Consider the following 26483-nt stretch of genomic DNA (forward strand, 5'->3'; position numbering starts at 1 on the left):
CTGGAGGTGGGCTGGCCAAGTGGGGCCGGCGCGCGAGCGGGTAAGGGAGACTTGCCCGTCGGCGCTGCAGCTGCCGTTCCTGGCGCTGGCGCGCTGTCGCGCGGGTTGGCTCTGCACATTGCCTAGTGTTGGGGTGGCTTCTTCCTGGTCTGGCTTCGCCGGGCGGGCGGCGGGGCCGGCAGTTGGCCTGTGCCGCTATAATCGGTGCCCGTTTCCCCTTACGCGGTCCTTTGCGCATGTTCGAGTCCCTAACCCAACGTCTCTCCGGCACCATGGAGCGCCTGCGCGGACGCGGCCGCCTGACCGAGGAAAACATCCGCGAAGCCACCCGTGAAGTGCGCATCGCACTGCTCGAAGCCGACGTCGCATTGCCGGTGGTGCAGGCGCTGATCGAGCGCATCAAGGTGCGTGCGGTCGGCCAGGACGTGCTCAAGTCGCTGACCCCGGGCCAGGCGCTGATCAAGATCGTGCGCGACGAGCTCACCGCCGTCATGGGTGCTGCCGCTGCCGACCTCAACCTCAACGTGCCGGCGCCGGCCATCATCCTGATGGCGGGCCTGCAGGGTGCGGGCAAGACCACCACGGTCGGCAAGCTCGCCAAGCACTTGAAGGAAAAGCGCAAGAAAAAGGTCATGGTGGTCTCGGCCGACGTTTATCGCCCCGCCGCGATCGAGCAGCTCAAGACCCTGGCCGAGCAGGTCGGCGTGCTGTTTTTCCCCTCCGATGCCTCGCAGAAGCCGGTCGACATCGTGCGCGCGGCCATCAGCGACGCGCGCAAGTCCTTCGCCGACGTGCTGCTGGTCGATACCGCCGGCCGTCTGGCGATCGATCAAGCGATGATGGACGAGATCAAGGCCTTGCACGCCGCGATCAACCCCACCGAAACCCTGTTCGTGGTCGATGCCATGACCGGCCAGGACGCCGCCAACACCGCCAAGGCGTTCGGCGAGGCGCTGCCGCTGACCGGCGTGGTGCTGACCAAGACCGACGGCGACGCCCGCGGCGGTGCCGCACTGAGCGTGCGCTACATCACCGGCAAGCCGATCAAGTTTGTCGGTACCGGCGAAAAGACCGACGGCCTGGACGTGTTCCATCCGGACCGTGTGGCCAGCCGCATCCTGGACATGGGCGACGTGCTGTCGCTGGTGGAACAGGTCGAGCAGAGCGTCGATCAGGAAAAGGCCGCCAAGCTCGCCGCCAAGGTCGCCAAGGGCAAGAAGTTCGACCTCAACGACATGAAAGAACAGCTCGAGCAGATGCAGAACATGGGCGGTATCCATGGGCTGATGGACAAGCTGCCGGGCATGGGCCAGATCCCGGACAACGTCAAGCAGCAGGTCACCGGCAAGGAAGTGCCGCGCATGATCGCCATCATCAATTCGATGACCAAGAAAGAGCGACGTAACCCGGCCCTGCTCAACGGCTCGCGCCGCGCCCGTATCGCGCGTGGCTCGGGCATGCTGCCGGCCGACGTCAACAAGCTGATGAAGCAGTACCAGCAGATGGAAAAGATGATGGGCAAGCTGGCCGGCGGCGGCATGAAGGGCCTGATGCGCAACATGAAGGGCATGATGGGCGCCATGGGCGGCCGCGGCGGCATGCCGTTCCGTTGAGTTTAGTGATGCGCTGACGTGGCCAGTGCGGCGCCGCACTGGCCCTGCGCTGGCAATGTAGGGTTTCGCGCAGATGCAGGTGGGATTGCATGGATGCAGTCAGAAGTCCATATCAAACGCTGCGTGGGTCGAGGGCGCGGTGTCCTCACCGCTCGCGGGACACGCCGTAAACCCGTCCCTGGGGGCTCGGTGGCAGCATCCATGCCGCCACACGGTCCCGCAAGCGGCGAGGACACCGCACCAGAAAGTTGGTCGGTTGCTTTATTCAAAAGTATGCACACCGACTATCTCGACTAGTCCTCGCCCGCCCACCGTCGCGGGACCTTAAGCGGCATGGATGCCGCGTAAGCGCTGACAAGGACGTACTTGCAGCGTGTCCCGCGAGGGTGGGCGGGCAAGGGCCCTGCAGCCAGGCAGTAGATCAGCCGGCCTGCAGTAGACTTGCGTGAAGTAGTTTTGTTGGCGGCTCTTAGTCGAGGTAACCGTGACCGAAAGCCGTATGTATCCCGCCCAGGACGACGCTGCGATGTTGGCGGCGTATGCCGATGCACGCGCGACGTTCAAGTTTTTCTGGCGTGAGCTGTCCTGGGAATATCGTCGGATCGTGCCGGCGTTGTCCCTGGCAGCGATCAAATTACCGTTTGCCACCGACGCATCCGCGGTTGGTGCGCCGTCACACGAGCACATGTGGGTATCGGACGTGCAGTTCGATGGCGAGCAGCTGTCCGGCAGCCTGCTCAACGACCCGGCATGGATCTTGGAGCTGGCCGCCGGCGACGCCGTCTCTGCGCCGATCGGCGAACTGGAAGACTGGATGTATGTCATCGATGGGCTGGCTTACGGCGGCCACACCATCGATGCGATGCGTCGCGCGATGCCGCAGGACGAACGCGCCGAACACGATGCCGCGTGGGGCCTGGATTTCGGTGGTCCGGGTGCCGTGCGCCTGGTGCCTGCGCGCGTGCAGGAGCGCAAAAGCGGCTTGTTCGGCAAGCTGTTCGGCAGCAAGCCGGCTCAGCCCGCCGCAGCGCAGCAGGACCCATCGGAGTGCGAGCATCCGATGAGCGAGAACATGGGCGCCAAGTTCGATCAGGGCCTGCGCGATCAGCCCGACATGGCGCATTTCCGCGACGACGCTGGCTGGACGCTGTTGCAGCGCGATGCCCTGGCCGGTAATTATCAGCCGGTCTCGCTGCTGCTCAAGCACGGCGCGGATGCGTCGCTGCGCACGCCCTCGGGAAACACCGCGCTGGACCTGGCGCGGCAGATGCAGTGGCCCAGGATCGTGCAACTGCTCGAAGGCTATCGCTGAGGGTGTCATGACACAGTCGCTCGCGTTGGATGGCCCGTACTCAAACGTCGCCGCTTTCTGCGAGCGCTTTGGCTTGCGCGTCCCGATCCTGCTCAGCCCCATGGCCGGCGCTTGCCCGGTGCCGCTGTCGGTCGCTGTCGCCAATGCGGGTGGTATGGGCGCGATGGGGGCGGTGTTATCGCAGCCGCAGGACATCGTTGCGTGGATGGCCGCATTTGGTGAAGCGAGTGCCGGGCCTGCGCAGGTCAATCTGTGGATTCCCGATCCGGCGCCTGTGCGCGATGCAGAGGCAGAAGCGCGGCTGCGCGGGTTTCTTGCGCAGTGGGGCCCGCCAGTGTCCGAGACCGCAGGCGATGCCACCCCAGCCGACTTCGATGCACAGTTCGATGCCTTGCTCGCTGCCCGCCCGGCGGTGGCATCCTCGATCATGGGCCTGTTCCGGCCCGACCAGGTTGCGCGTCTGAAGGCGGCCGGCATCGCCTGGTTCGCCTGCGCCACCACCCTGGACGAAGCACGTGCGGCGCAGGCTGCCGGTGCCGACGCGGTGGTTGCGCAAGGTGCTGAAGCCGGCGGCCATCGCGGCGCGTTCGATGCCAGTCAGGCAGCGCAGCAGATGACCGGGTTGTTCGCGTTGCTGCCGCGGCTCGTCGATCGGCTGGAGATTCCGGTCATCGCTGCTGGTGGTATCGCCGATGCGCGCGGCATTGCCGCGGCGCTGACGCTGGGCGCCAGCGCGGTGCAGATCGGCACCGGCCTGCTGCGCACGCCCGAAGCCGCGCTGCCCAGCGCCTGGGCCGATGCGCTTGCGGCCGCCGAGCCGGAACACACCCAGCCAACCCGCGCGTTTTCAGGTCGCCTGGGACGGGCATTGCTCACGCCTTATGTGCGTGCGGCCGCTGCTGCGGATGCAGTGCCGCCGGCGCCGTATCCGGTGCAGCGCGGCTTGACTGCACCAATGCGGCAGGCGGCAGCGCGCGACAACCGTCTGGCGTCGATGCAGGCCTGGGCGGGCCAATCGGCGTGGATGGCGCCAGTGCAGCCGGCCGGTGAGCTGGTCACGCACTGGTGGGAGCAGGCGCAGGCACTGCTATGTCGCTGATCTTCTGCAACGGCGCGCCGGCGAGCGCGCAACAGCTCGGTGCTGCGGCGCTGATCAACTACGGCCACTTCACCACGCTGCAGGTGCGCAACGGAGCAGCGCTGGGGTTGGATCTGCATCTGCAGCGCCTGCAGGAAGGTAGTCGCGCGCTGTTCGGGCAGGAACTGGAAGCAGACCAGCTGCGGGCGCAGTTGCACGCTGCGCTGGTGGCATCGGCCATGGCCGATGCCAGTCTGCGCGTCACCGTGTTCGCGCCCGACTACGATTTCCGCAATCCGTTGCGCGAGGTCACACTGGATGTGCTGGTCGCCATCTCGCCGCCGGCGGACATGCCCGAGACCGGGCTGCGTGTGCAGGTCACCGACTACGTGCGCGAGCGGCCGGAACTCAAGCATGTCGGCACTTTCCCGCTGCTGCATCTGCGCCGGCTGGCCATGCAGGCCGACCATGACGATGTGGTGCTGCAGGACCGTCAGGGCAGGGTGCTGGAGGGGGCGTTCTGGAATCTGGGGCTGTGGGAGCGCGGCGGGTTGGTCTGGCCGCAAGGGGCGTCACTGTTGGGCACCCGGCAGCAGTTGCTGCAGTCCGGCCTGAAAACGCTGGGCGTCACGCAGGTCAGTCGCCCGGTGGAGCTCAGCGAGCTGGACCGCTTCGATGGCGCATTCGCCTGCAACGCGCGTGGGCAGCAGGCCATCGTGGCGCTGGGGCCGGCGCGTTGGGGGCCGCATGCCGCACAGTTGCCGCTGCTGGAGCGGGCCTTGCAAACCCATGCCTGGCAAGCGATCTGAGCGATCTGGCCTGCCGGCGCCGGCTGACTTGGCTTCGCCGCCGGAGCCCGCTATAATCGCCGGCTTACCGCGCCACTCTGGCGACTGGGCAACTCAGGAAAACGACACCATGGTCAAGATTCGACTGACCCGCGGCGGCGCCAAGAAGCGTCCGTTCTACCACATCATCGTGACCGACGTGCGCAGCGCGCGCGACGGCCGCAACATCGAGCGTCTGGGTTACTACAACCCGGTTGCACAGGGCGCAGAACCGCGCATCGTGCTGGACGTTGCACGCGTCGACCATTGGGTCGGCCAGGGCGCGCAGCTGACCGATAAGGTGCGTAACCTGTATCGCGAAGCATCCAAGTCCCAGGCCGCTGCGGCCTGATCTTGAGGGCCGGGCGTCGCTGCCTGGCCCAGAGTCGACGCAGATGAAGCCGACCGAGCGCCGCATCCTGTTAGGCAGGGTTGTCGGCGCTTTTGGTGTCAAGGGCGAGCTCAAGCTCGAATCCTGGACCGAGCCGCGCAGTGCGATCTTTCGGTATCAGCCGTGGATCGTGCGCTCGCCATCGGGACAGGAAACGGTTGTGAGCGGCGTACGTGGGCGCGATCAAGGCAAGAACCTGATTGCGGTGTTCCCGGACGTGACCGACCGCGATACGGTCGAGGCCATGCACGGGACCGAAATCTATGTCTCCCGCAGCGTCTTGCCGCCACCAAAGCCCGACGAGTACTACTGGGTGGATCTGGAAGAATTGCAGGTGGAAACCGTCGAGGGCGTCAAGCTGGGGACGGTGTCGCATCTGTTTTCCACCGGGTCCAACGATGTGGTCGTCGTGCGCGGCGATCGTGAGCGGCTGATCCCGTTCGTGCTGCCGGAGTTCGTCAAATCGGTGGACTTCGAGGCCAATTTGATCGTGGTCGACTGGGATCCGGATTTCTGATCGACGCGTTGCCTCGGCTTCGCTCTTGCTCTACCCATTCCCCAATCCCGATTCCCGATTCTTAAGTGCGCATCGACGTCATCAGCCTGTTTCCGGAGTTCATCGCGCAATGCGCGGCGTTCGGTGTGGTCGGGCGGGCTCAGGAGCGTGGCTTGCTGGAGCTGCAAGGCTGGAATCCGCGCGACCATGCGCAGGGCAATTACCGCCGGGTGGACGACCGTCCGTTCGGTGGCGGGCCCGGCATGGTGATGTTGATCGAGCCGTTGCGGGCCTGTCTGGATGCGGTGCAAGCCGCCGATGCACGGCCGGCACCGGTGATCTACCTCAGCCCGCAAGGGCGGCCGCTCACCCAGCCGCTCGCACGCGAGCTGGCACAGTTGCCGCGCATGATCTTGTTGTGCGGGCGCTACGAGGGTGTGGACGAGCGCTTCCTGGCGCAGGCAGTGGATCTGGAAATCTCCATCGGCGACTACGTGTTGTCCGGTGGCGAGTTGGGCGCTGCAGTCCTTGTGGATGTGGTGACGCGGCTGCAGGACGGTGTGTTGAACGATGCCGAATCTGCCGCGCAGGACAGTTTCGAAGGCCCGCAAGGCCTGCTGGATTGCCCGCACTACAGCCATCCATCGACCCATGCCTGGGGCGATGTGCCGGACGTGTTGCGCTCCGGTAACCACGGCGCCATCGCGCGCTGGCGCCGGCAGCAGTCGCTGGGCCGGACCTGGCTGCGACGCCCGGACCTGTTGGACGAGGCCGGGTTGGACAAGAACGATCGCCGTCTGTTGGACGAGTTTCGCCGCGAACTCGCCCCAAGCGACGATAAACCCGATAACGAGAAATAAGGGCTCACCCCTAGCTCTTGCAAGATTGATTGGGGTACAATATGCGGCTTGCTGGTCAGCCTTGCGTCTGGCCCTCTTTACGAACCTCGAGCAATCGCCGTGCGGCGACTGCCGGTCCAATATCACCAGACACGCGGTGCCCATCATGAGCAAACTCAACAAGACCATCCTGGCTGACTTCGAAGCCGCCCAGATTCAGCGCAAGCTGCCGGAATTCAACCAGGGCGACACCGTTGTGGTGAACGTCAAGGTGAAGGAAGGCAACCGCGAGCGCGTGCAGGCCTATGAGGGCGTCGTGATCGGTACCAAGAATGCCGGCCTGAACTCCGCCTTCACCGTGCGCAAGATCTCGCACGGCTTCGGCGTCGAGCGCGTGTTCCAGACCCACAGCGCCATCATCGACTCGGTCGAAGTGAAGCGCCGCGGTAAGGTCCGCGCCGGCAAGCTGTACTACCTGCGTGGTCTGGAAGGCAAGGCTGCCCGCATCAAGGAAGATCTGGCCGCCGCTGCACAGGCCAAGGCCGCTCGCCAGGCTGCTGCCAAGTCCGCCGAGTAAGCCACACTGGCATGTCTTTAAGATCTGCCTTTGCCAGACGGCCGCCTTCGGGCGGCCGTTTGCGTTTGTGGAATGGGAAATGTCGACCACGCTCAGGGCGTGCTTTTTTAGGGTGCGCTCGATGGGCGATGCGCTGATGCTGATGCCATCGCAGTGGCGGATTACGCGCTATGCAGATCGCTAGTCGTCATCGACGCAGATGGATCGACGCAGATGGAAGGCATCTCCCTGCATCCGGTCCCTGGAGTGGATGCACGTCAGCAAACAATCGCATGTCGATCCACTCTACGTGTCTGGGACATGGGGTCTGCGCGACGGATGCAGCAACCCCCGGACCTGCTCACTCAGGGCGCTGTAAAACCGCTGCACTGTTTCAGGCACGGCCAAGTGCAGAGCAGATGCTGCTTGGTCGTCAGGATGTCAGGCGTTGCTGGATGCCGATGGATGACGACATCGGGCGGACAGCATGAAGCCGCTTGGATTTATCACGTGTCAGTCCTTGGTTCTGCGCGACATCTGAAAGCCAATCAACGCATCTGCGCACCGGCATTGATCGCACAGCTTGGCTGCGCTTGGCCTGCACGTTCCGCTTGACGTGCACGTTCAGTGCGATCGTGTCTGCGTCGGCTCGGCGGTGGGTGCGGTATCGGCGACCGGCGAAGCGGGATGTGCGGGTACTTCAGCCGGGGCGGCCAGTGCTGACGGATGCGTGGGTGTGGCCAGCATGCGCGCCTTGCGCCAGCCGCCCCAGCGGTAATACGCCAGCGACAGCAGCATCGAGCAGGTGGAGCTGATCGGAAAGCTCCACCACACCGCATCAGCCCCAAGATGCGGCAGCAACACGTTGGCTAACGGCACGCGTACGCCCCATAGCGAAAATGCCAGGATCAACAGCGGCGGGATCACCGCGCCGGTGGAGCGCACCACGCCCGACACCACGAAGCTGACACCGAACAGCAGGAACGACCAGATCGCGATGTGGTTGAGATGCCGCGCAATCTCCAACGTGGCGCTGCCTGCGGGCAGAAACAGGGCAAGGGTCCAGCGATCGAATCCGATCAACAGCGCAATCAGCAGGCCGGTCATCAGGAAGTTGGCGGCAATGCCGGTGCGAGCGATGGCATCCACGCGCGACCACAGGCCGGCCCCCACGTTCTGGGCGGCCATCGACGAACAGGCGGCGCCGACGGCCATTGCCGGCATTTGCACGTAATTCCATAGCTGCAGCCCGGCACCGAACGCGGCCGCAGTGTCGGTGCCGAAGCCGTTGACCAGCGACAGCATTGCGATCATCGCCAGCGAGATCATCACCATCTGCAGGCCCATCGGCACGCCCTTGACGATGAGGGCGCGCAGGATGGCCGGGTCGATGCGGAACAGATGCAGATCGCGCCGACCCAGCCACAACACGTGGCGTTTCTTGCGCAGATAGAGCAGCAGGCCGGCCAGTGCGACGACCTGCGCGATCAGCGTGGCCCAGGCCGCGCCGGCAATGCCCAGCGCAGGAAATGGACCGATGCCAAACAGCAGCAATGGGTTGAACACGATATCCAGCAGCACCGACAACAATAGAAACCGGAATGGCGTGCGCGCATCACCGGTACCGCGCAACGCCGCCGACAGGAAGGCGAACAGATACAGCGTTGGCATCGCCAGGAAGATCACCCGCAGATAGTCTTCGGCCAGCGTCTGCGAGGCGGCCGGCGTGCCCATGGCAGTGAGCAGGTGCGGCGCCAGATACCAGCCGAGCACGGCAATCACCGCCGACAGCCCGCCGAAGAAACTCGCACTGGTGCCCATCACCTTGCGTGCCTGCGCGATGTCGCGCGCGCCCATGGCCTGACCGATCAGGATGGTGGAGGCCATGCCGATGCCGAACACCGAACCGATCAGGAAGAACATGATGCTGTTGGCGTTGGCTGCTGCGGTCAGCGCTTCTTCGCCGAGATAGCGGCCGATCCAGATCGCATTGACCGAGCCGTTGAGCGACTGGGCGATGTTGCCGGCCATGATCGGCAGGGCGAACAACAGCAGGTTCTTGCCGATCGGGCCTTCTGTCAGGACAGCGGATTTGGGCATCGCAGGCGTATCGTCGCGCAGAAGCTGCGCACACTAGCATTGCGCGGGTGAGATCCGATGCAGTGCCATTTGGTTTGCGCTGCAGATGTCGGGTTGGGACACGCTCCACGTTCGATACTAGCGGTGACCGCCTTTGCAAGATGTTGCGCTTGCTGTTCGGGATGCGCTGCAGAGCAGGGGCGTGTCCCTCATCCGGCGCTGCGCGCCACCTTCTCCCGCAGGCGGGAGAAGGGTCGGGGTTTGCGAGCATTTGATGGATCGGCGTTGCACACGCACAACAGGTCGCTTCCCCCGCCTGCGGGGGAAGGTGCCCGCAGGGCGGATGGGGGCGCGCCGACCATCGACCTGGCAATCGATCACCATCGCAGGGCTGACGGTCCAGCTTGAGTTCCCGAATGGCTGCCCAAACATTGCTTACCTGATAGAACGAGACAGCAAGACGCATGAATCTGGAGCTGGAACAGGGCAAGACGGTCCGGCTGGATGTGTGGCTGTGGGCCGCGCGCTTTTTCAAGACGCGTAGCCTGGCCAAGACGGCGGTGGAGACTGGCAAGGTGGATGTGGCCGGTCAGCGACCCAAGCCGTCGCGCACGCTGCGCAGCGGCGAGCAATTGCGCATCGACCGCGGTGGCGAAATCTTTGAGGTCACAGTGGCTGCACTCAGCGACGTGCGCGGCCCCGCGCCGGTTGCGCAGGCGCTGTATGTGGAGGGCGATGCCTCACGCGAGGCGCGTGTGCAATGGCGGTTGCAGCGCGCTGCCGAGCGCACCGGTTACCGCGCACCGGAAGGAAAACCAGACAAGCGTGCCCGCCGGTTGATCAACGCGTTGGGCGATATTGACGCGTTGTAAAAAATCGGTGGGTGTGGGGCGCGTGCGTTGCCCATATCCGACCATGGCACACCATTGCTGTGGCTATTCGGGCGTGCGATTCAGCTGAAAACCTGCGCTCCTGTCGAAGGAGACTCGCTGTTGTTCGGGGTGATGGCGATGCTGAGCAGCAACGCATCTGATCAACAGCATCACTGCAGTCGGAACGCATGGCACTGCGGCTGCAGTGCCGCAAAACAAAACGCCCCGGATATCCGGGGCGTTTGCGTTACTGCTGCGGCTTGGAGCGGCTGACAAATCATAGCGAGCAGTCGTCAGGTCGCTGTGGACAGCGCACTCGGAACCAGTATGGATTGTCCATGCCGGTTCCGAGCACCGACAGTGCTTGCCTCGCGGCGAACACAGTCGGTGTGTTAGCTGCGCTTAGGCCAGATCAAACCGATCCAGCTGCATCACCTTAGTCCAGGCGGCGATGAAGTCGTGCACGAACTTCTCCTGTGCATCGGCGCTGGCGTAGACCTCGGCCACCGCACGCAGGATGGAGTTGGAGCCGAACACCAGATCCACGCGTGTGCCGGTCCATTTGTGTTCGCCGGTGCTGCGGTCGCGGCCTTCGTACAGCTCCTTCGCGTCCGAGGTCGCTTTCCATTCGGTGCGCATATCGAGCAGGTTGGCGAAGAAGTCGTTGCTCAGTACGCCGGGGCGGGTGGTGAACACACCATTCTTCGCGTCGCCTGCGTTGGCACCGAGCACGCGCAGGCCGCCGACCAGCACGGTCAACTCTGGTGCGGTCAGGGTCAACAGCTGTGCCTTGTCGATCAGCATCGCTTCGGCAGGCACCGCGTAGCGGCGCTTGGCGAAGTTGCGGAAGCCATCGGCCACCGGCTCGAGGACGGCGAACGATTCGACATCGGTCTGTTCCTGCGATGCATCGGTGCGGCCCGGCGCGAACGGCACGGTGACGCTGTGACCTGCGGCGTGCGCTGCATGTTCCACCGCGGCGTTACCGGCAAGCACGATCAGGTCGGCCAGCGAAATCTTCTTTCCACCTGATTGCGCGGCATTGAAGTCGGCCTGGATGCGCTCCAGCGTGCCGAGCACCTTGGCCAGCTGTTCGGGTTGATTGGCCTGCCAGTCCTTTTGCGGTGCTAAGCGGATGCGTGCACCGTTGGCGCCGCCGCGCTTGTCCGAGCCGCGGAAGGTGGATGCCGAGGCCCAGGCGGTGGTGACCAGCTGCGCCACGCTCAGGCCGGAAGCGAGGATGGTCTGCTTCAGCGCAGCAGCATCCTGCGCGTCGACCAGGGCATGGTCGACCGCCGGCACCGGGTCCTGCCACAGCAGTTCTTCGGCCGGCACGTCCGGACCCAGGTAGCGGGCACGCGGACCCATGTCGCGGTGGGTGAGCTTGAACCAGGCGCGTGCAAACGCATCGGCGAACTGGTCCGGGTGTGCGTGGAAGCGGCGCGAGATCGCTTCATACGCCGGATCGAAGCGCAGCGCCAGATCGGTGGTCAGCATGGTCGGGCGATGCTTTTTCGCCGCGTCGTGCGCATCGGGAATGATGGCGTCGGCGTTCTTGGCCACCCACTGGTGCGCGCCGGCCGGGCTCTTGCTCAGTTCCCACTCGAACTTGAACAGATGGTCGAAGAAGTCGTTGCTCCATTGCGCGGGCGTGGTGGTCCAGGTGACTTCCAGGCCGCTGGTGATGGTGTCGGCGCCCTTGCCGCTGCCGTAGCGGTTGTGCCAGCCCAGGCCCTGGCTTTCCAGCTCGCCGGCTTCCGGCTCGGCACCGACGTTATCGGCGGGGCCGGCACCGTGGGTCTTGCCGAAGGTGTGCCCGCCGGCGATCAGCGCCACGGTCTCTTCGTCGTTCATCGCCATGCGCGCGAAGGTGTCGCGGATGTCGTGTGCGGCGGCAACCGGGTCGGGCTTGCCGTCCGGGCCTTCCGGGTTGACGTAGATCAGGCCCATCTGCACGGCGGCCAACGGGTTTTCCAGATCGCGGGTGTGCTTGACCTGGCTGTCGTCGTCCTTGACCAGCACGCCGTGCGCTTCGTCCACGCCCGGCGAGCCGTGCGCATAGCGGTCGTCGCCACCCAGCCACTTGGTTTCGCGGCCCCAGTACAGGTCCTGATCCGGCTCCCAGGTGTCTTCGCGGCCAGCGGCAAAGCCGAAGGTCTTGAAGCCCATCGATTCGAGCGCGACGTTGCCGGTGAGGATCATCAGGTCGGCCCAGGAAATGGCCTGGCCGTACTTCTGCTTGATCGGCCACAGCAGGCGGCGCGCCTTGTCCAGGCTCACGTTGTCCGGCCAGCTGTTGAGCGGTGCAAAGCGCTGCTGGCCGCGACCGCCGCCGCCGCGACCGTCGCCGATGCGGTAAGTGCCGGCGCTATGCCAGGCCATGCGCACGAACAGCGGGCCGTAATGGCCGAAGTCGGCCGGCCACCAGTCCTGCGAGTCGGTCATCAACGCACGCAGTTCCTGCTTGAGCGCGGGCAGGTCGATGCGCTTGAACGCCTCGGCGTAATTGAAGGTCTGGCCCAGCGGGTTGGACTTGGTCGAATGCTGGCTGAGCAGATCCACGCGCAATTGCTGCGGCCACCAATCGCGATTGGTGGTTCCGGCGCCGACGACGGCGTGGTTGATCGGACACTTTGCTTCGGTGGTCATGGCAATACCTATGTGCGTGAGCACTTGGGGAGCTGCGTGCCGATGCGCGACACGTGCTGGTGGAATCGAAGTGGAGCAGTGCGTGAGGCGTGGTCATCGATGACGAAAACAATGCGGCAGCCGCTCCACGACGGCTGCCGGCCCTGCCGATGCTAGCGGCTGCCTGGCGTCGCAAGTGCGATCTGGCTGACGGAAGACGCAACAGACAGGCGGATACTTCAGGCGGACTCATCATGGCGGCGTTGGCACACGATAAAGAGCATCGATCATTTGGTGAATTCGAATTATTCAACCATATCGATAGCGTCGCACTATGGATAGCACGGCGGTGCCCACTCGGTGCATCGCCCCGTGGTCAGCGTTTGCCGAACAGGCTGCCGCCCAACTTCATGACATCGCCCAGACCCAGCTGGCCATCGCCATCCTGATCCAGCACGCTGGTCAGCAAACCGCCGGCACCACCAGTGCTGCGGACCTGCTGATGTTCCTGCGCCAGGGCAGGGCCGAGCTGAGTGCTGGTCGCCGCACCGCCACCAAGAAACCGTTTGGCCAGGTACGCCATCACGATGGGGGCGAGCAACTGCAGCAGTTGGCCGGCCTTGCTGGGTTCGAGCCCGGTGGCCTGGCCCAGGCCGGCCGCCGCCTGCGGTGCCTTGTCGCCGAACAGATGGCTCACGATGCCGGCACCGTTGGCTTGCTGCCCGCCAGCCGAACCGCCCAGCAACGCACCGAACAGGCTGCCGATGTCCGGACTGGCGGCGTGATCGCGCTGCAGGGCGCCCAGCAAGGCATCGGTGCCGCCGGCTTGCTGGCTGTTGCGCCCCAGCGCGCCCATCAACAGCGGCAGCGCGGTCTGCACCGCCGATTGGGCCTGCTCGGGCGCAATGCCCAGGCGGCTGGCGAGTTGTTGCAACTGCGGGCCTTGCAATTGCGCGGCTAGCTGATCGGTCAGCGAGGCAGAGGTGGTCATGCGTCGGGTTCCCTGTTGGACAAAGCGTTGCGGCAGGGTGCGCCTGTCGCAGCGTCAGAGCAATCCACCTGCGGACCGGCGCACGCGAAGCGTGATCCAGGGCGGCTGCGTAGCGCTCACCGCCAAGCGGCGAAGCGAACGCATCTGGTCACGACAGCAATGGGGTGTTTGCACACTGTGCGTCGAAGAATGAAACCACCCAACTGCGCTCTAACCAATCCTTAATCCCGACTCCCCAATCGCGCTCTCAGACTAACCAATCCCTAATCCCGACTCCCCAATCCCCGCCCTCACAGCAACGCCTTCAACCGATACAGCGCTTCCAGCGCCTGCTTGGGCGTGAGTTCGTCCGGGTCCAGTGCCTGCAGTGCTTCCTGCGCCGCGGAGGAGGGTGCGGTGAACAGCCCGAACTGTTGCGGGGCATCCAGGGCAGCGGGCGCCATGTGTGCGCTATGACTTTCGCCGCCGCGTTGCTCCAACTCCGCCAGGCGACGCCGCGCCTGCGTCACCGCCGCCTTGGGCAGGCCGGCCAGTGCGGCCACCTGCAGACCGAAGCTGCGATTGGCCGGGCCGTCCTTGACCGCATGCATGAACACCAGACGCTCGCCGTGTTCCACCGCATCCAGATGCACGTTCGCAATGCCGCTGGTGCCGCCGGCATGCGATTCGTCGGCCAGCGCAGTGAGCTCGAAGTAATGCGTGGCAAACAGCGTGTAGCAGCGATTGGTGTGCGCCAGATGGCGCGCCACCGCATCGGCCAAGGCAAGACCGTCGTAGGTGGACGTGCCCCGGCCGATCTCGTCCATCAACACCAGCGAGTGCGGCGTGGCGTGATGCAGGATATAGCTGGTTTCGGCCATTTCCACCATGAAGGTGGATTGCCCGCGCGCCAGGTCGTCGCCAGCGCCGATACGGGTGAGGATGCGATCGATCGGCCCGATCACCGCGCGGCTGGCCGGCACGAAGCTGCCGATATGCGCCAGCAACACGATCAACGCGTTCTGTCGCATATAGGTCGATTTACCGCCCATGTTCGGGCCGGTGATGACCAGCATGCGGCGGTCGGTGTGCAGGTCCAGATTGTTGGGTTCGAACGGTTGGTCGCGCACTGCTTCCACCACCGGGTGGCGGCCGCGTTCGATGCGCAGGCACGGCGCGCTTTCCAGTTCGGGCTGCGCCCAGTCCAGCGCCTGCGCGCGCTCGGCGAAGGCGGCCAGCACATCCAGCTCGCTAAGTGCGTTGGCGCAGCGCTTGAGGCCTTCCAGCTCGCTACCCAGTGCATCGAGCAACCCTTCATACAGCAGCTTTTCGCGCGACAGCGAGCGCTCGCGTGCCGACAGCACCTTGTCTTCGAAGCTCTTGAGTTCTTCGGTGATGTAGCGCTCGGCATTGGTCAGGGTCTGACGGCGGCTGTAATGCAGCGGCGCCTTGTCGGCCTGGCCCTTGCTGATCTCGATGTAATACCCGTGCACGCGGTTGTAGCCGACCTTGAGCGTGGCGATGCCGCTGCTGGCGCGTTCGCGTTGTTCCAGGTCGATCAGAAATTGATCGGCATTGGTGGACAGCCGTCGCAGCTCATCCAGATCGGCGTCGTAGCCGGTGGCGATGACGCCGCCATCGCTGAGCTTGAGCGGCGGTTGTTCGGCTACCGCGCCGATCAGCAAATGCGCGGTGGCGTCGTGCTCACCCAGTTCGGCGAACAAGGTCTGCAGGCGCGGCGAATCCAGCGGCGCCAGGATGGTGCGTACCTTCGGCAACAACGCCAGGCCGTCGCGCAGGGTGGAAAAATCGCGCGGGCGTGCCGAGCGCAATGCCACGCGCGTGAGAATGCGTTCCAGATCGCCAAGCGCGCGGAAGGCCTCGCGCACGTCGGCATCGGCGCCGGAATCGATCAGGCTGCCGACCGCGTGGTGACGTTGCATCAGCACATCGCGCAAGCGCAATGGGCGATGCAGCCAACGTCGCAGCAACCGCCCGCCCATCGGCGTGACCGTGCTATCGAGTACACCGAGCAAGGTATTGCGGGTATCGCCATCGACGCGCGTGTCCAGCTCCAGATGCCGGCGCGTGGCAGCGTTCATCGAGATCGCTTCGCTGGCCACTTCCATGGCGATGGAAGTCAGATGCGGCAGGCGCTGCTTCTGGGTTTCTTCCACATAGCCGAGCAGCGCGCCGGCGGCAGCGGTGGCGCACGGCTTGTCGTCGATGCCGAAGCCGGACAGGTCGTGCAGTTTGAAAAACGCCAGCAATTGACGACGCCCGCTATCGGCATCGAACAACCATGGCGGCCGGCGACGTACGCCGATGCGCCCGCGCAAAAATTCCGGCCAGTTGTCTTCGTCGGGCACCAGCAGTTCGGCCGGCTCCAGGCGCGCGATCTCCGCTTCCAGCGCATCGACGCTGTCTACTTCATTGACCAAAAAACGCCCGCCGGCCAGATCGGCCCAGGCCAGGCCATAGCCTTGCTTGCTGCGCGAGATCGCCATCAACAAGGTGTCGCGTCGCTCGTCCAGCAGCGCCTCGTCGGTGACCGTGCCCGGCGTGACGATGCGCACCACCTTGCGCTCGACCAGACCCTTGGCCAGCGCCGGGTCGCCGATCTGCTCGCAGATCGCCACCGACTCGCCCAAGGCCACCAGCCGCGCCAGATAGCCTTCGTAGGCATGCACCGGCACGCCGGCCATCGGAATCGGCGCACCACCGGAGCTGCCGCGCTGGGTCAGGGTGATATCGAGCAGCCGCGCCGCCTTGCGCGCATCGTCGTAGAACAGCTCGTAGAAGTCGCCCATACGGAAGAACAGCAGCAGATCGGGGTAGTCCGACTTGGCGGCGAAGAATTGCTTCATCAGCGGGGTGTGCTCGGGGGCTCCGCTGCTGGGCTTGGATTTGTCTTTGGTGTCAGTGCTTTGCAAGAAACGTCTTCCGAAATCTGGGCGCGGTGAGGGGCGGGCAGGCGATGGCGTGCAGGGCGTGCGGCAATGGCCTGCGGTGCGCCGCGTGCGGCGGCTGCGGTGGTCGGGTCGACCGGGGGGGGGCGACAAGTTTAAGCCGAGCGGGCCGGAACCGCGATCCAGGGTGCAGCGCTGCACGCCTGGGCAGACGCACAAGCGGAGCGCTGCCGATGGGGTCAGAGCGGCGGGTTGGGTGCCCGGGCTCCGTGTGGGACATCCGCTGCAAATCGGGCCAGCGCCGCTTGCGATGATCGTGCGGGGTGTCGGGGCCACGCGTAGTCGATTCTTGTGCGGAGGTCGTCTGGTGAAGTAGCCATGCATCCGCTTCCAAGGTGTCATCTCAGTGACAGTCCACGCCTCTTTATGGCTGCCGCGAAATCCGGGGTAGATAATGGTTCCGTTTAAGTAACCATGTGGTGATTATGCTGGAATGAGATCTGTCTCGAGAAATTGATGTAAATCTCGAAGTTTCTGCAGGTACCTCCGATGATCTTCGGAAGATCTGCAGAGGACCACTTTGTGATGCATGTCTCGACGGATCTGCGTGCTCACCTGCAACTCTCGTGAAAAATTGAATTTTCCCATCGGTAGCGATCTACGGCGCCCTCGGAAAAACTCGCGATCGATTGCAAATGCCTTCGAAAAATCGTTGAGGTATTACTAAAAATCTCCCGCTATAAGTGTTAAGTTCCATCTCGTTGTGGATGAGAACGCTTGCAGCCAGTCGGCTCTTCGCCAGCATCGCCGGTGGATGGGCTGTAAGGGGTAACTGCGTCCGATAGCTGCAGTCGCTATATCAAGCTGTGCGCAAGCGTGGCTGTGTGTTGTTGCTGGCTAGAAAATATGTGTTGAAGACCTTTCATTTAATTGAAAGTCGAATTTCTATGGGCGGAATATGGGAGTGCGGTATGTTGAGTAAACTTCATCATGTGGGTTATCGCTGCCGGGATGCGGCAGAAACAGTGGGTTTCTATGCCGATACCCTGGGTTTGAAGTTTGCGGCGGCATTGATTGACCACGTTCCTTCCAGTGGTCTGAAGGCCACCAACAATAATGTCTTCTTTGAAATGGAAGACGGCAGCTATATCTGTTTCTTCGAGGTGCTTGGCAGTGCGCTGCCGCTGGTGCCGGTCGAGGAGGACTGGGCGCAGCATCTTGCCCTTGAAGTACGCGACAGCGAGCGGGCCGACGCACTCTGCGCCCGCTTGCGCGACAGCGGCGTCGAGGTGGAGGGGCCGGTGATCCATGACGTGGCCGGAGATGGACGGCATGCCGAATTGGCCACGTCGTGGTACTTCCGCGACCCGAATGGGCATCGCCTGGAGCTGATCGTCAAACCGGAGGTGGCGCAAACGGCCATCTGGGACGATCTGGAGAAGATGGCTTACGCCAATCTCGCCGCGTGGACGCAACTGAAAAGGGAGCATTTGCTTGGATGATGCTGGCCGGTTGAGTGCAGAGCCCGACCTGGCATCGCAGCACCAAAAAGGCGCGCGGGCGGTCACGGCAAACTACTGGGACTACATCAAGGTCGAGCAGCTGCTGGCCCTGCAGGGAGGACTTGACGACGATGAGTCGGCGGTCAGCAACGACGAGGCCTTGTTCATCAGCGTGCACCAAGTCCACGAGCTGTGGTTCAAGCTGGTGCTGCGCGAGTTGACCTTGACCCGTGACCTGCTCAATGCACCGGACGTGGCCGGGCATCAGGTGGTTGCCGGGGTGCGTTCGCTCCGTCGTGCAATCACGGTATTCGAGCAAGCGAATCAGCATTTTCGACTGATGGAGACGATGACGGCGCGCGACTTTCTGGAGTTTCGCGAGCGGTTGACGCCAGCCAGCGGGTTTCAATCGGCGCAACTGCGCGAGATCGAGATCCTGTTGGGTCTTGAAGATGCACAACGTATTTCCATCGGCGCGGGCTCCTATCGCGATGCGCTCAAACTGCCGGATGGCAGTCCCTCGACTGCTGCGCAACGTGTCGAAGCACGCGCCAAGGCCGGGCCATCCCTCAAGCAGTGTCTGTATGCATGGCTGGCTCGGCTACCGATCGATGGCGCCACGACGCCGACAGCGAAGGAGCGCTTCGCACGTCGCTACATCCAGGCGATGCGCGCCGACAGCGAGCGTCGCTGGCGTCTGGCCGCCGAGCGTGGCAGCAGTGTAGAAGAGCTGCAGCGGCTGCGTGCGCGGCATGCGGCGGAAGACGAGAGCGCCCAGGCGTTCCTGCTGGCAGACGAGCACGCGCAGCTCGACGCGCCCGCCCACGACGCACACCGTGCGGTACGTGCGGCCTTGGTGTTTGTCGAAAGTCATCGTGAATTGCCGCAGCTTGCGTGGCCGCGCGAACTGCTGGAAAACGTGGTCGAGCTGGAACAGGCGATGTTGATCTGGCGGCAGCGGCATGCGCGCATGGTGGAGCGCTTCATTGGCCGTCGCGTTGGCACGGGCGGTTCCGCGGGCGTGGACTACCTGGATCAGACCGCGCTGCGCTACCGAATTTTTGCGGAACTGTGGACGGCGCGCTCGTTGTTGTTGCGCACCTCCAGCGTGCCTGTGCTCGACAACCCGGACGGGTATGGATTCGCGATGGAGGGCGGCCGATGAGGCCGGGGTTTGTCGTCGCCACCCGTTTGCCGTTTGCGTACGACCTGGCGCCATGCCTGATCGATGCGGACGCAGGGTGTGCGCCATGACCGATACGTCGCAGGTGCTGGTGGTCGGCGGCAGCATCGCCGGCTTGATGAACGCACTGGCGTTTGCCAGACACGGCTACCAGGTGACCGTGCTTGAACGCGACGGGGTCGTCGGTGGGTCATCGCTGGCGGGCGATGCCCATCTGCCCACGCAGCGCTGGTGGCGCAAAGGCGTGCCGCACGCGCGTCATACGCATGCGCTGGCCGCGCTGGGGCGACAGGTGATGCGCGAACGCGCGCCGGATATCTGGCAGGCGTTGCTGGATGCCGGTGCGGTCGAGATGCCGTTCGGCGCAACGCTTGCGCCAGGTGTCGCTGTGCCTCGCAACGACGATCCGGAGTTGTTCGGTCTGTCGACGCGCCGCTCGTTGATCGAGGACGTCGTTCGTGCGGTGGTGCTGGCAGAGCCGAACATCACGGTGCATGACGCAACCAGCGTCCATGGCCTGCTGGTTCGCACCGACGACAGTCCACTGGTGGAAGGGGTGTGCAGCTCGCGCGGTGAGCTACGCGCGGCGCTGACCATCGATGCGCTGGGTCGCGGCTCTGCGTTCGGCAAATGGTTGCGACAGGCCGGTGTGCAGACGCCCGATACCTTGGTGGACAACTGCGGGCTCGCATATTTCACGCGGTGGTATCGCTGCCGGCAGCTGCCTAACGTGCAACTCACTGCGGGTTTTTCGGTGGGTGGCTATGCCGCGTCCAGTGGCTGCATCGTGTGTCCCGCCGATAACGGTTATGTCTCCATCACGCTGATGGCACCGCATGGCGATAGCGCATGGCATGCCATGGTTGAGCCAGCGGTGTTCACTGCAGCCGCAGGCGCACACTCCGGCATCGCGCCCTGGCTTGACGCTGGCGTCTGCGAGCCGGTGTCGGATGTGCTGCGCTGGCCAGTGTGCGAAAACCGCTATCGGTCTGCGGTGGCGAGTGGCACGCCGACAGTGGCTGGGACCATCGCGGTCGGCGATGCGTTGTGCACTACCAATCCGACCTATACGCGCGGTATGTCCTTGGCGATGCGCTATGCATATGCCGTCGCCGATCTTGCGCATCGCGAAGGACTGGATGACCCGCTGCGGTTTGCCATCCATGCCGACGCGCTTGCACAGCGTCTTGTGCGGCCCTGGTACGTCGATAGCGTGGCGCAAGACCGCACACGCAGCGCGCTGTGGGCCGGCGAACCGCTTGCATTTCAGCACCCGGATGCGATCGGTTTGCCGCACATCGCTGCCGCTGCGCGCCATGATGCAGTGGTCTGGCACGCATTGGCACGGCGCACGGGAATGCTCGAAGACCCGTCTGCAATTTTCAATCGACACGACGTCGTAACGCGGGTGCGCAGTCTTGCCGCGACACCTGCCGTGCCATCGCCGGCCGCACCTTCGCGAGAGGCACTGCTGCAGCTGATCGCTCAGCACCGCGTCGCGGCCGAGCCCACCCTTGTTTCCTGATCTGCCGTTGCCGAGAGGACGTGTCTGATGCAATCACCGTGGGAATCCGACGCACCGGCTGTGCGGATGAAGCAACGTTTTTTGCTCGATCCAGGCGTCGCCTGTCTCAATCACGGCATGCTGGGGGCATGCCCCAACGCTGTATTGGAACGCCAGACGGCGTTTCGTGCGCAGATCGAGCGGCTGCCATCTGTGTTCATCCTGCGCGATTTACCGCGCTTATTAGATGCCTCGCGCGAGGCGCTGGCTGGGGTCATCGGCGCCGATCCAGTCGACCTGGTGTTGCTGCCCAATGTGACCACCGCATTGAGCGCGGTGCTGCGCTCGCGTTCTTTTGGGCCCGACGACGAGATTCTGACCACCAACCATGCGTATTTGTCTGCACGCAATCTGCTCGACTTTGTCTCCGGCAACACCGGGGCCACCGTGGTGGTTGCGCAGGTCGGCGTTCCGGTGTCGGACCCGCAGCGTGTCGTGCAGGCCGTGCTGGAACGAGTCACTCCGCGCACGCGGCTTGCCGTGTTGGATCATGTCACCAGCCCCACCGGGATCGTATTTCCCATCGAAGCCCTGGTCGCGGCGCTGGCCGAACGTGGCATCGATACAGTGGTCGATGGTGCGCATGCACCAGGCATGTTGCCGTTGGATGTGCAGGCGATCGGAGCGGCGTATTACGCGGGCGATTGCCATAAATGGCTGTGCAGCCCGCGTGGTGCGGGATTTTTGCATGTGCGTCGCGATCGTCAGACGGGCGTGCATCCGCCGGTGATCAGTCGCGGTTATGGCGACAGCAGCAGCGCTCGCCCGCGGCTGCATCTGGAATTCGATTGGCTGGGTACCTCCGACCCGACGCCGCTGCTGTGCATTCCCGAAGCGATCGTTTTCCTGCAGAACGTGCTGCCTGGGGGCCTGCCTGCAGTGTTCGCACATCACCATGCGTTGGCGCTGCGCTGTGCGCACTACTTGACTGCGCGATTGCCGCTGAAACGCCTGGCCTCCGACGAACACCTGGGGAGCATGGTGGCGTTCGCGCTGCCACCTCGCCTCTGCGCGGCGTATCCCGATGCGGCTGCGCTACAGGACTGGCTGTACGACACCCATGCCATCGACGTGGCAGTGACCGCCTGGCCAGACAACGCGAGCTACGTGCTGCGTGTTTCCATGCAGGTCTACGCCGCGATGGAGGATGTGGTTCGACTGGGCGATGCGTTGCAGGGCGCCTTTGCTGCGCTGGACGAACGAGATGCGCTGATGCAGGCCGTCACTGCGGGAGTTGCGCGATGAATGCAATCGGGATCGATCGTCAACATGTGCTGATTACCGGCGGTGCAGGAGGCATCGGCGTCGAGCTGGTGCACGTTTTTGCGCAGGCCGGTTACAGGGTGAGCTTTACCTACCGCCCGGGGGAGGAGAGCCGGCAACGGGCGCAGGTGCTGCTCGATGAGGTCGGCGATGAGTACGTGCACGCATTGGAGCTGGATGTGGGCGACCAGCAGAGCCACGCGCAACTGATGCAGGCACTGTCTCTGCCGCTGGACATCGTGATCCATAACGCTGGCGTCGGCACCAAGACCGTTGAACGTGCGGCGGCCAGCTACAAGGAACAGGACGAGGTATTTTTCCGGGTCAATACGCTGGGGCCGCTGTGGCTCAGCGAGGATGTGATTCCGAGCATGCTGGCGCGCGGACACGGCAAGATCGTGTTCATGAGTTCGGTGGACGGCGGAATCACGCACTTTCCGCGCTTTCGCGCTGCCGATGGCATGAGCAAGGCGGCAGTGGCGTTTCTGGGGCGGCAACTTGCGGCCACCTACGCCTGCACAGGCATCGATGTCTTCACTGTCTGTCCTGGCGCCACCGATACACCGATGTTTCAGGCCAGTACCTTGAATGCCTTGTCGGCCGAACAACGCCAGGCGCTTGAAGCATCGCTGCCCGGCGGGCGGTTGATCGCGCCGCGGGAGATTGCCGACCTGTGCTTTTACCTGTGCCGCGATGAGGCACGCATTCTACGCGGCGCGGTGATCGATGCTTCGCTTGGGCTGGGCGTGTGCCCGGCCGTCATGGGATAAGGGAGTCTTACGCATGCCTGTGCCGTCGAACAGTTTTTGGGAGCAATGGCTCACTGCGCATCGTGCCAAGCCCGATGCCTGCGTCACCTATTCGTTGTCGCCTTCGCCGCCATTGCAGCGCTATCTGTCGCAGCTGGATCCTGCGCAGTCGCTGGATTGGACCGGCGAGGACTATCAAGGCTTGCCACTGCTGCGCGAGCGGGTGCTGGCGCAGTATGGGTATGCCAGCACATGCGGGTTGCAGGATGTGCTGATCACCGCCGGCGCGCAGGAGGCGAACTACTTGGTGCTGACGCAGTTGCTCGCTGCCGGCGATGAGTTCGTCATCGATGCGCCGGGGTGGCAGCAACCGCTGGTGCTGGCACAGCAGATCGGTGCGGTGCCCAAGTTGGTGACACGTTCGGAGGCATCCGGCTGGGCACTGGATATCGACCAGCTCGAAGCGTTGGTCACGCCCAAGACCAAGCTCATCTTCCTGTGCAATCCCAATAATCCGACTGGACGCGTGGAGAGCCTGGCGACGTTGCAGCGCATTGTGGCTGCGGCAGAACGCGTGGGTGCCTACATCCTTTCCGACGAGGTCTATCGCGGCCTGGAGTGGGATAGGCAAGAGACGCCACGCATCGCAACCCTTTACGACCGCGGAGTGAGCACCGGCAGCGTGTCGAAGCTGCTCGGCCTGCAGGGCTTGCGGACCGGCTGGATGGTGACGCGCGACCAAGCCTTGCTCAATGCGGCGATGGTGCTGCGCGAAAACACCAGCGAGATCATGAACGTGCTGGGGGAGCGCATTGCCGAGGTTGCGCTGCGACCGGAACATTTCGATGCGACGGTCGAGCACTCGCGTGCGATGGGGCGCGCGCGGATCGATCTACTGGATCGCTTTGTCGCCGAGCAGCCGGCACTGACATGGCAGCGGCCTCAGGCAGGCTTGCTCGGTCTTGCGCATCTCAACTTGCCGATCGACGCCGATGCCTTCAGTCGCCGGTTGCTTGCGCCGCCGTTCAAGACGTTTGTGATGTCCGGTGGTGCGTATGCATGCCCGCAGCACCTGCGGTTGGGCGCGGGCGGGGTGTCGCCTGCGGAACTGGAGCTGGGTCTGGCGCGGATGGCGCAGTTGCTGGCCGAGTGGAGCTGATCGCTGTCTCGTCGTCATTGACTGGAGGGCAATCGGGTGCAATGCAGAAGGCCGGCTGCTCACGCAGCCGGCCTTCGTATTGCGCCATCTCTTGCTAAGAACGCCTGCTTAGAACTCTTGCCAATCCGCACCATTGCTCGACGCGCTGGCGACCACCGCCGGTCTGGCCGGACGCTTGATCGATGTCGCGGCAACGCGCGGCTTCGCTGCGGCAACGCCGGCCGGCTTCTTGGAATGCAGCACGGTCGGTGCAGCTGCGCGCACAACCGACGGGCGTTCGGCTTCGATCTTGAAGATCGACACCGCCTGCCTGAGCTGCACGGCCTGCTCTTCCATCGAGCGAGCGGCGGCGGTGGCTTCTTCCACCAGCGCGGCATTCTGCTGCGTGGTTTCGTCCATCTGGGTGACAGTGAGGTTGACCTGTTCGATACCGGCCGACTGCTCCTGCGAGGCGGCGGAAATCTCGCCCATGATGTCGGTGACACGCTGCACGCTGGCCACGATCTCGGCCATCGTGGTGCCGGCGCTGTGCACCAGTGCCGACCCTTCGGCCACACGCTCGACCGAATCGTCGATCAGGCTCTTGATCTCCTTGGCCGCAGCGGTGGAGCGCTGGGCGAGGGTGCGCACTTCGCTGGCGACCACCGCAAAACCGCGGCCTTGTTCGCCGGCGCGTGCGGCTTCGACCGCTGCGTTCAGTGCCAGGATGTTGGTCTGGAAGGAGATGCCGTCGATGACGCTGATGATGTCGGCGATCTTCTTGGACGAGGCTTCGATGCCGGTCATGGTGCCCACGACCTTGCTGACGATGTCGCCGCCCTGCGAAGCGACGCTGGCGGCGCCGATCGCCAGCTGATTGGCCTGGCGCGCATGTTCGGCGTTCTGGCGCACGGTGGAGGTGAGTTCTTCCATCGATGCGGCGGTTTCTTCCAGGTTGGCGGCCTGCTGCTCGGTACGTTGCGACAGATCCTGATTGCCGGCGGCAATCTCGCTGGCGGCCGAATTGATCGACACCGCCGAGTGCTGGATGCGCCCGACAATTTCGGCCAGCTGTGTGGCGGTAGCGTTGGCGTCGTCGCGCATCTGTGCGAACACCCCCTTGAAGTCGCCGCTCATGCGTGCGGTCAGGTCGCCTGCGGCGATGGATTGCAGCAGCGACGACAGCGATTGCAGATTGCCATCGGCGGTAGCCATCAGCTGGTTGAGGCTGTCGACCATGATGTGGAAGTCGTACTGGAAGCGGTCGGCATCGCCGCGCGCGCTGAAATCGCCGTTGGCCGCCGACTGCGCCAGCTGCTTGATCTCGGTATTCATCGCCGACAGGTTGGCCTTGACCTCGTTCATGGTCTGGGTGAGCACGGCTTTTTCGCCGGGCAGCGCGTCCATGCTCTCGCTCAGGTCGCCAATGGCATAGCGGCCCATGATGCGCGCGAGCGTGGTCTGCACGGCCAGATGCGAGGCGACCAGGGTGTTGGTGTCCTGCGCCATGCGGCCGTAGTCGCCGGGGAATGCGTTGGCATCGATGCGGAAGCTGATCTGCCCATCGTTGTGGCGCTTGGCCATGTCGCCCTGTGCGCTGAGCAAGGCTTGCAGCTGTGTCTGCATGCCGCTCATGGCGCGCAGCAGGCGGCCGGTTTCGTCTTTTGCATCGGTCTGGACGTTGTTATCCAACTGACCGTTGGCGATGGCCTCGGCTGCCTTGGTCGCACGCGCGAGCGGCTGGGTCAGGCTGCGGGTGATGAGCCAGGCCAGCAGGCTGCTGATCGCCACAACAGCGATACCGCCCAGACTGATCAGCAGCTTGCCGCGTTTCATCGACGCAACCGCTTCGGTATAGGCCTGATGGCTCTGATCTTCCTGGCGGGTGACCAGCTCGCGGATCTTGTCCTGCCACGCCATGGTGGCCGGGCGTGCCTTCGCACTCAGCAGCGCCTGCGCCGGTGCATTGTCGTCTGCGGCCGCCAGTTTCATGACCTCGTCGTTGATCTTGGCCGAGATCGTGCGCCGCTCGTCCAGCACTGTACGAATCTTGCGGCCTTCCTCCGAGCTGGGCAGCGTGTCGAGCTTGGCGCGCAGGTCGCTGTAGCGCTGGCGTTGCTCCTTGATGGTCGCCAGCGCTTCGGCGTCGAGCTCGGGGCTGGTTGCCATAGAGTAGGTGCCCAGCGCGATCATGATCGTGGAGTTCGCGTCCAGCATGCCGTTGCCGATCTGGATCTTGGCCATGCGATCCAGAACGATAAAGTCCAATTGCTGCTTGGCGTTGGCCATGGTGACCAGGCCGATCGCCACGAGCAGGCTCGACAGCAAGATCAGGATTCCAAATGCAGCGCCTAGGCGGCGGCCGACGTTATAGCGTTGCAAGTAAGCAGTCATGTAGGTGGTCCTGGTGTCCATAAAGAAGGCACCGACCCGCGTGCGCGTGAAGTCCGCGTGATGGCTCGGCAACGGGATAGCGACCAACCACCACAGAACTGAAATCCTGCGGCCGAGCTC

General features: G+C 64.2%; 20 protein-coding genes and 1 other RNA gene. 15 read left to right on the top strand and 6 right to left on the bottom strand.

Translation table 11 applies throughout. The annotated features are described in order from the left end of the window. The first annotated feature begins 236 nt into the window (after positions 1–236). The 8 genes from ffh to rplS all read left to right on the top strand — a co-directional run bounded on the left by ffh (position 237) and on the right by rplS (position 7133). Complete coding sequence (gene ffh / locus ABQU90_RS02865; protein ID WP_323521870.1) at positions 237–1613, top strand: signal recognition particle protein; 1377 nt, start codon at positions 237–239, stop codon at positions 1611–1613. A 484-nt stretch (positions 1614–2097) separates the two neighbouring features. Continuing rightward, entirely contained in the window at positions 2098–2925 is an 828-nt protein-coding gene (locus ABQU90_RS02870; RefSeq protein WP_323521871.1) for a DUF2314 domain-containing protein, read from the top strand. A gap of 7 nt (positions 2926–2932) precedes the next feature. Then, the gene (locus tag ABQU90_RS02875; RefSeq protein ID WP_323521872.1) at positions 2933–4024 is read left to right on the top strand and encodes an NAD(P)H-dependent flavin oxidoreductase; all 1092 of its coding nucleotides are present in this window, start codon (positions 2933–2935) and stop codon (positions 4022–4024) included. After that, positions 4015–4812 (top strand): aminotransferase class IV family protein, encoded by a 798-nt coding sequence (locus ABQU90_RS02880; protein WP_323521873.1) that lies wholly within the window; start codon positions 4015–4017, stop codon positions 4810–4812. Before ABQU90_RS02875 ends, ABQU90_RS02880 begins: the two co-directional genes overlap by 10 nt. A 109-nt stretch (positions 4813–4921) precedes the next feature. Continuing rightward, a complete protein-coding gene (gene rpsP, locus ABQU90_RS02885; protein ID WP_005989876.1) occupies positions 4922–5182 on the top strand; it encodes a 30S ribosomal protein S16 in 261 nt (86 codons plus the stop codon). 43 nt (positions 5183–5225) lie between these two features. After that, positions 5226–5738, top strand: coding sequence for a ribosome maturation factor RimM (gene rimM, locus ABQU90_RS02890; protein ID WP_115553295.1), 513 nt, complete (start codon positions 5226–5228; stop codon positions 5736–5738). A gap of 65 nt (positions 5739–5803) precedes the next feature. Next, positions 5804–6577, top strand: coding sequence for a tRNA (guanosine(37)-N1)-methyltransferase TrmD (gene trmD, locus ABQU90_RS02895; protein WP_323521875.1), 774 nt, complete (start codon positions 5804–5806; stop codon positions 6575–6577). Between the two features lie 145 nt (positions 6578–6722). Further along, the gene (gene rplS, locus ABQU90_RS02900) at positions 6723–7133 is read left to right on the top strand and encodes a 50S ribosomal protein L19 (protein ID WP_115512230.1); all 411 of its coding nucleotides are present in this window, start codon (positions 6723–6725) and stop codon (positions 7131–7133) included. Positions 7134–7736: 603 nt separating this feature from the next. Here rplS and ABQU90_RS02905 read toward each other — a convergent pair. Beyond that, a complete protein-coding gene (locus ABQU90_RS02905; protein WP_323521877.1) occupies positions 7737–9212 on the bottom strand; it encodes an MATE family efflux transporter in 1476 nt (491 codons plus the stop codon). Between the two features lie 443 nt (positions 9213–9655). Here ABQU90_RS02905 and ABQU90_RS02910 point away from each other — a divergent pair, with 443 nt between their 5' ends. Then, positions 9656–10063 (top strand): RNA-binding S4 domain-containing protein, encoded by a 408-nt coding sequence (locus ABQU90_RS02910; protein WP_323521879.1) that lies wholly within the window; start codon positions 9656–9658, stop codon positions 10061–10063. Between the two features lie 267 nt (positions 10064–10330). On the opposite strand, the gene ABQU90_RS02915 is transcribed toward ABQU90_RS02910, so the two are convergent. The 4 genes from ABQU90_RS02915 to mutS all read right to left on the bottom strand — a co-directional run bounded on the left by ABQU90_RS02915 (position 10331) and on the right by mutS (position 16594). Next, positions 10331–10403: non-coding RNA, sX9 sRNA (locus ABQU90_RS02915), on the bottom strand. A 62-nt stretch (positions 10404–10465) separates the two neighbouring features. Next, positions 10466–12712 (bottom strand): catalase/peroxidase HPI, encoded by a 2247-nt coding sequence (katG, locus tag ABQU90_RS02920; protein ID WP_323521880.1) that lies wholly within the window; start codon positions 12710–12712, stop codon positions 10466–10468. Between the two features lie 355 nt (positions 12713–13067). Continuing rightward, positions 13068–13682 carry a DUF937 domain-containing protein gene (locus ABQU90_RS02925; RefSeq protein ID WP_115553299.1) on the bottom strand — a complete coding sequence of 205 codons (615 nt, stop codon included), beginning with the start codon at positions 13680–13682 and terminating at the stop codon, positions 13068–13070. A 290-nt stretch (positions 13683–13972) separates the two neighbouring features. After that, entirely contained in the window at positions 13973–16594 is a 2622-nt protein-coding gene (gene mutS, locus ABQU90_RS02930) for a DNA mismatch repair protein MutS (RefSeq protein WP_323521881.1), read from the bottom strand. Positions 16595–17541: 947 nt separating this feature from the next. Between mutS and ABQU90_RS02935 the strand changes: the two genes are divergently transcribed. The 6 genes from ABQU90_RS02935 to ABQU90_RS02960 all read left to right on the top strand — a co-directional run bounded on the left by ABQU90_RS02935 (position 17542) and on the right by ABQU90_RS02960 (position 23990). After that, complete coding sequence (locus tag ABQU90_RS02935) at positions 17542–18072, top strand: VOC family protein (RefSeq protein WP_055845418.1); 531 nt, start codon at positions 17542–17544, stop codon at positions 18070–18072. Next, positions 18065–19237 (top strand): tryptophan 2,3-dioxygenase family protein, encoded by a 1173-nt coding sequence (locus ABQU90_RS02940; RefSeq protein ID WP_323521882.1) that lies wholly within the window; start codon positions 18065–18067, stop codon positions 19235–19237. Before ABQU90_RS02935 ends, ABQU90_RS02940 begins: the two co-directional genes overlap by 8 nt. Positions 19238–19322: 85 nt before the next feature. Next, entirely contained in the window at positions 19323–20780 is a 1458-nt protein-coding gene (locus tag ABQU90_RS02945) for an FAD-dependent oxidoreductase (RefSeq protein WP_323521884.1), read from the top strand. Between the two features lie 66 nt (positions 20781–20846). Then, positions 20847–22064 (top strand): aminotransferase class V-fold PLP-dependent enzyme, encoded by a 1218-nt coding sequence (locus ABQU90_RS02950; protein WP_323521885.1) that lies wholly within the window; start codon positions 20847–20849, stop codon positions 22062–22064. Further along, positions 22061–22852: an SDR family oxidoreductase gene (locus ABQU90_RS02955; protein WP_323521886.1), complete on the top strand. Its 792-nt coding sequence runs from the start codon at positions 22061–22063 to the stop codon at positions 22850–22852. Before ABQU90_RS02950 ends, ABQU90_RS02955 begins: the two co-directional genes overlap by 4 nt. Positions 22853–22865: 13 nt before the next feature. Further along, a complete protein-coding gene (locus tag ABQU90_RS02960) occupies positions 22866–23990 on the top strand; it encodes an aminotransferase class I/II-fold pyridoxal phosphate-dependent enzyme (protein WP_323521887.1) in 1125 nt (374 codons plus the stop codon). A 108-nt stretch (positions 23991–24098) separates the two neighbouring features. On the opposite strand, the gene ABQU90_RS02965 is transcribed toward ABQU90_RS02960, so the two are convergent. Then, entirely contained in the window at positions 24099–26363 is a 2265-nt protein-coding gene (locus tag ABQU90_RS02965; RefSeq protein WP_323521888.1) for a methyl-accepting chemotaxis protein, read from the bottom strand. Between the last annotated feature and the right edge of the window lie 120 nt (positions 26364–26483).

The sequence above is a fragment of the Xanthomonas sp. WHRI 10207 genome (assembly GCF_040202975.1).
GTDB lineage: Bacteria > Pseudomonadota > Gammaproteobacteria > Xanthomonadales > Xanthomonadaceae > Xanthomonas.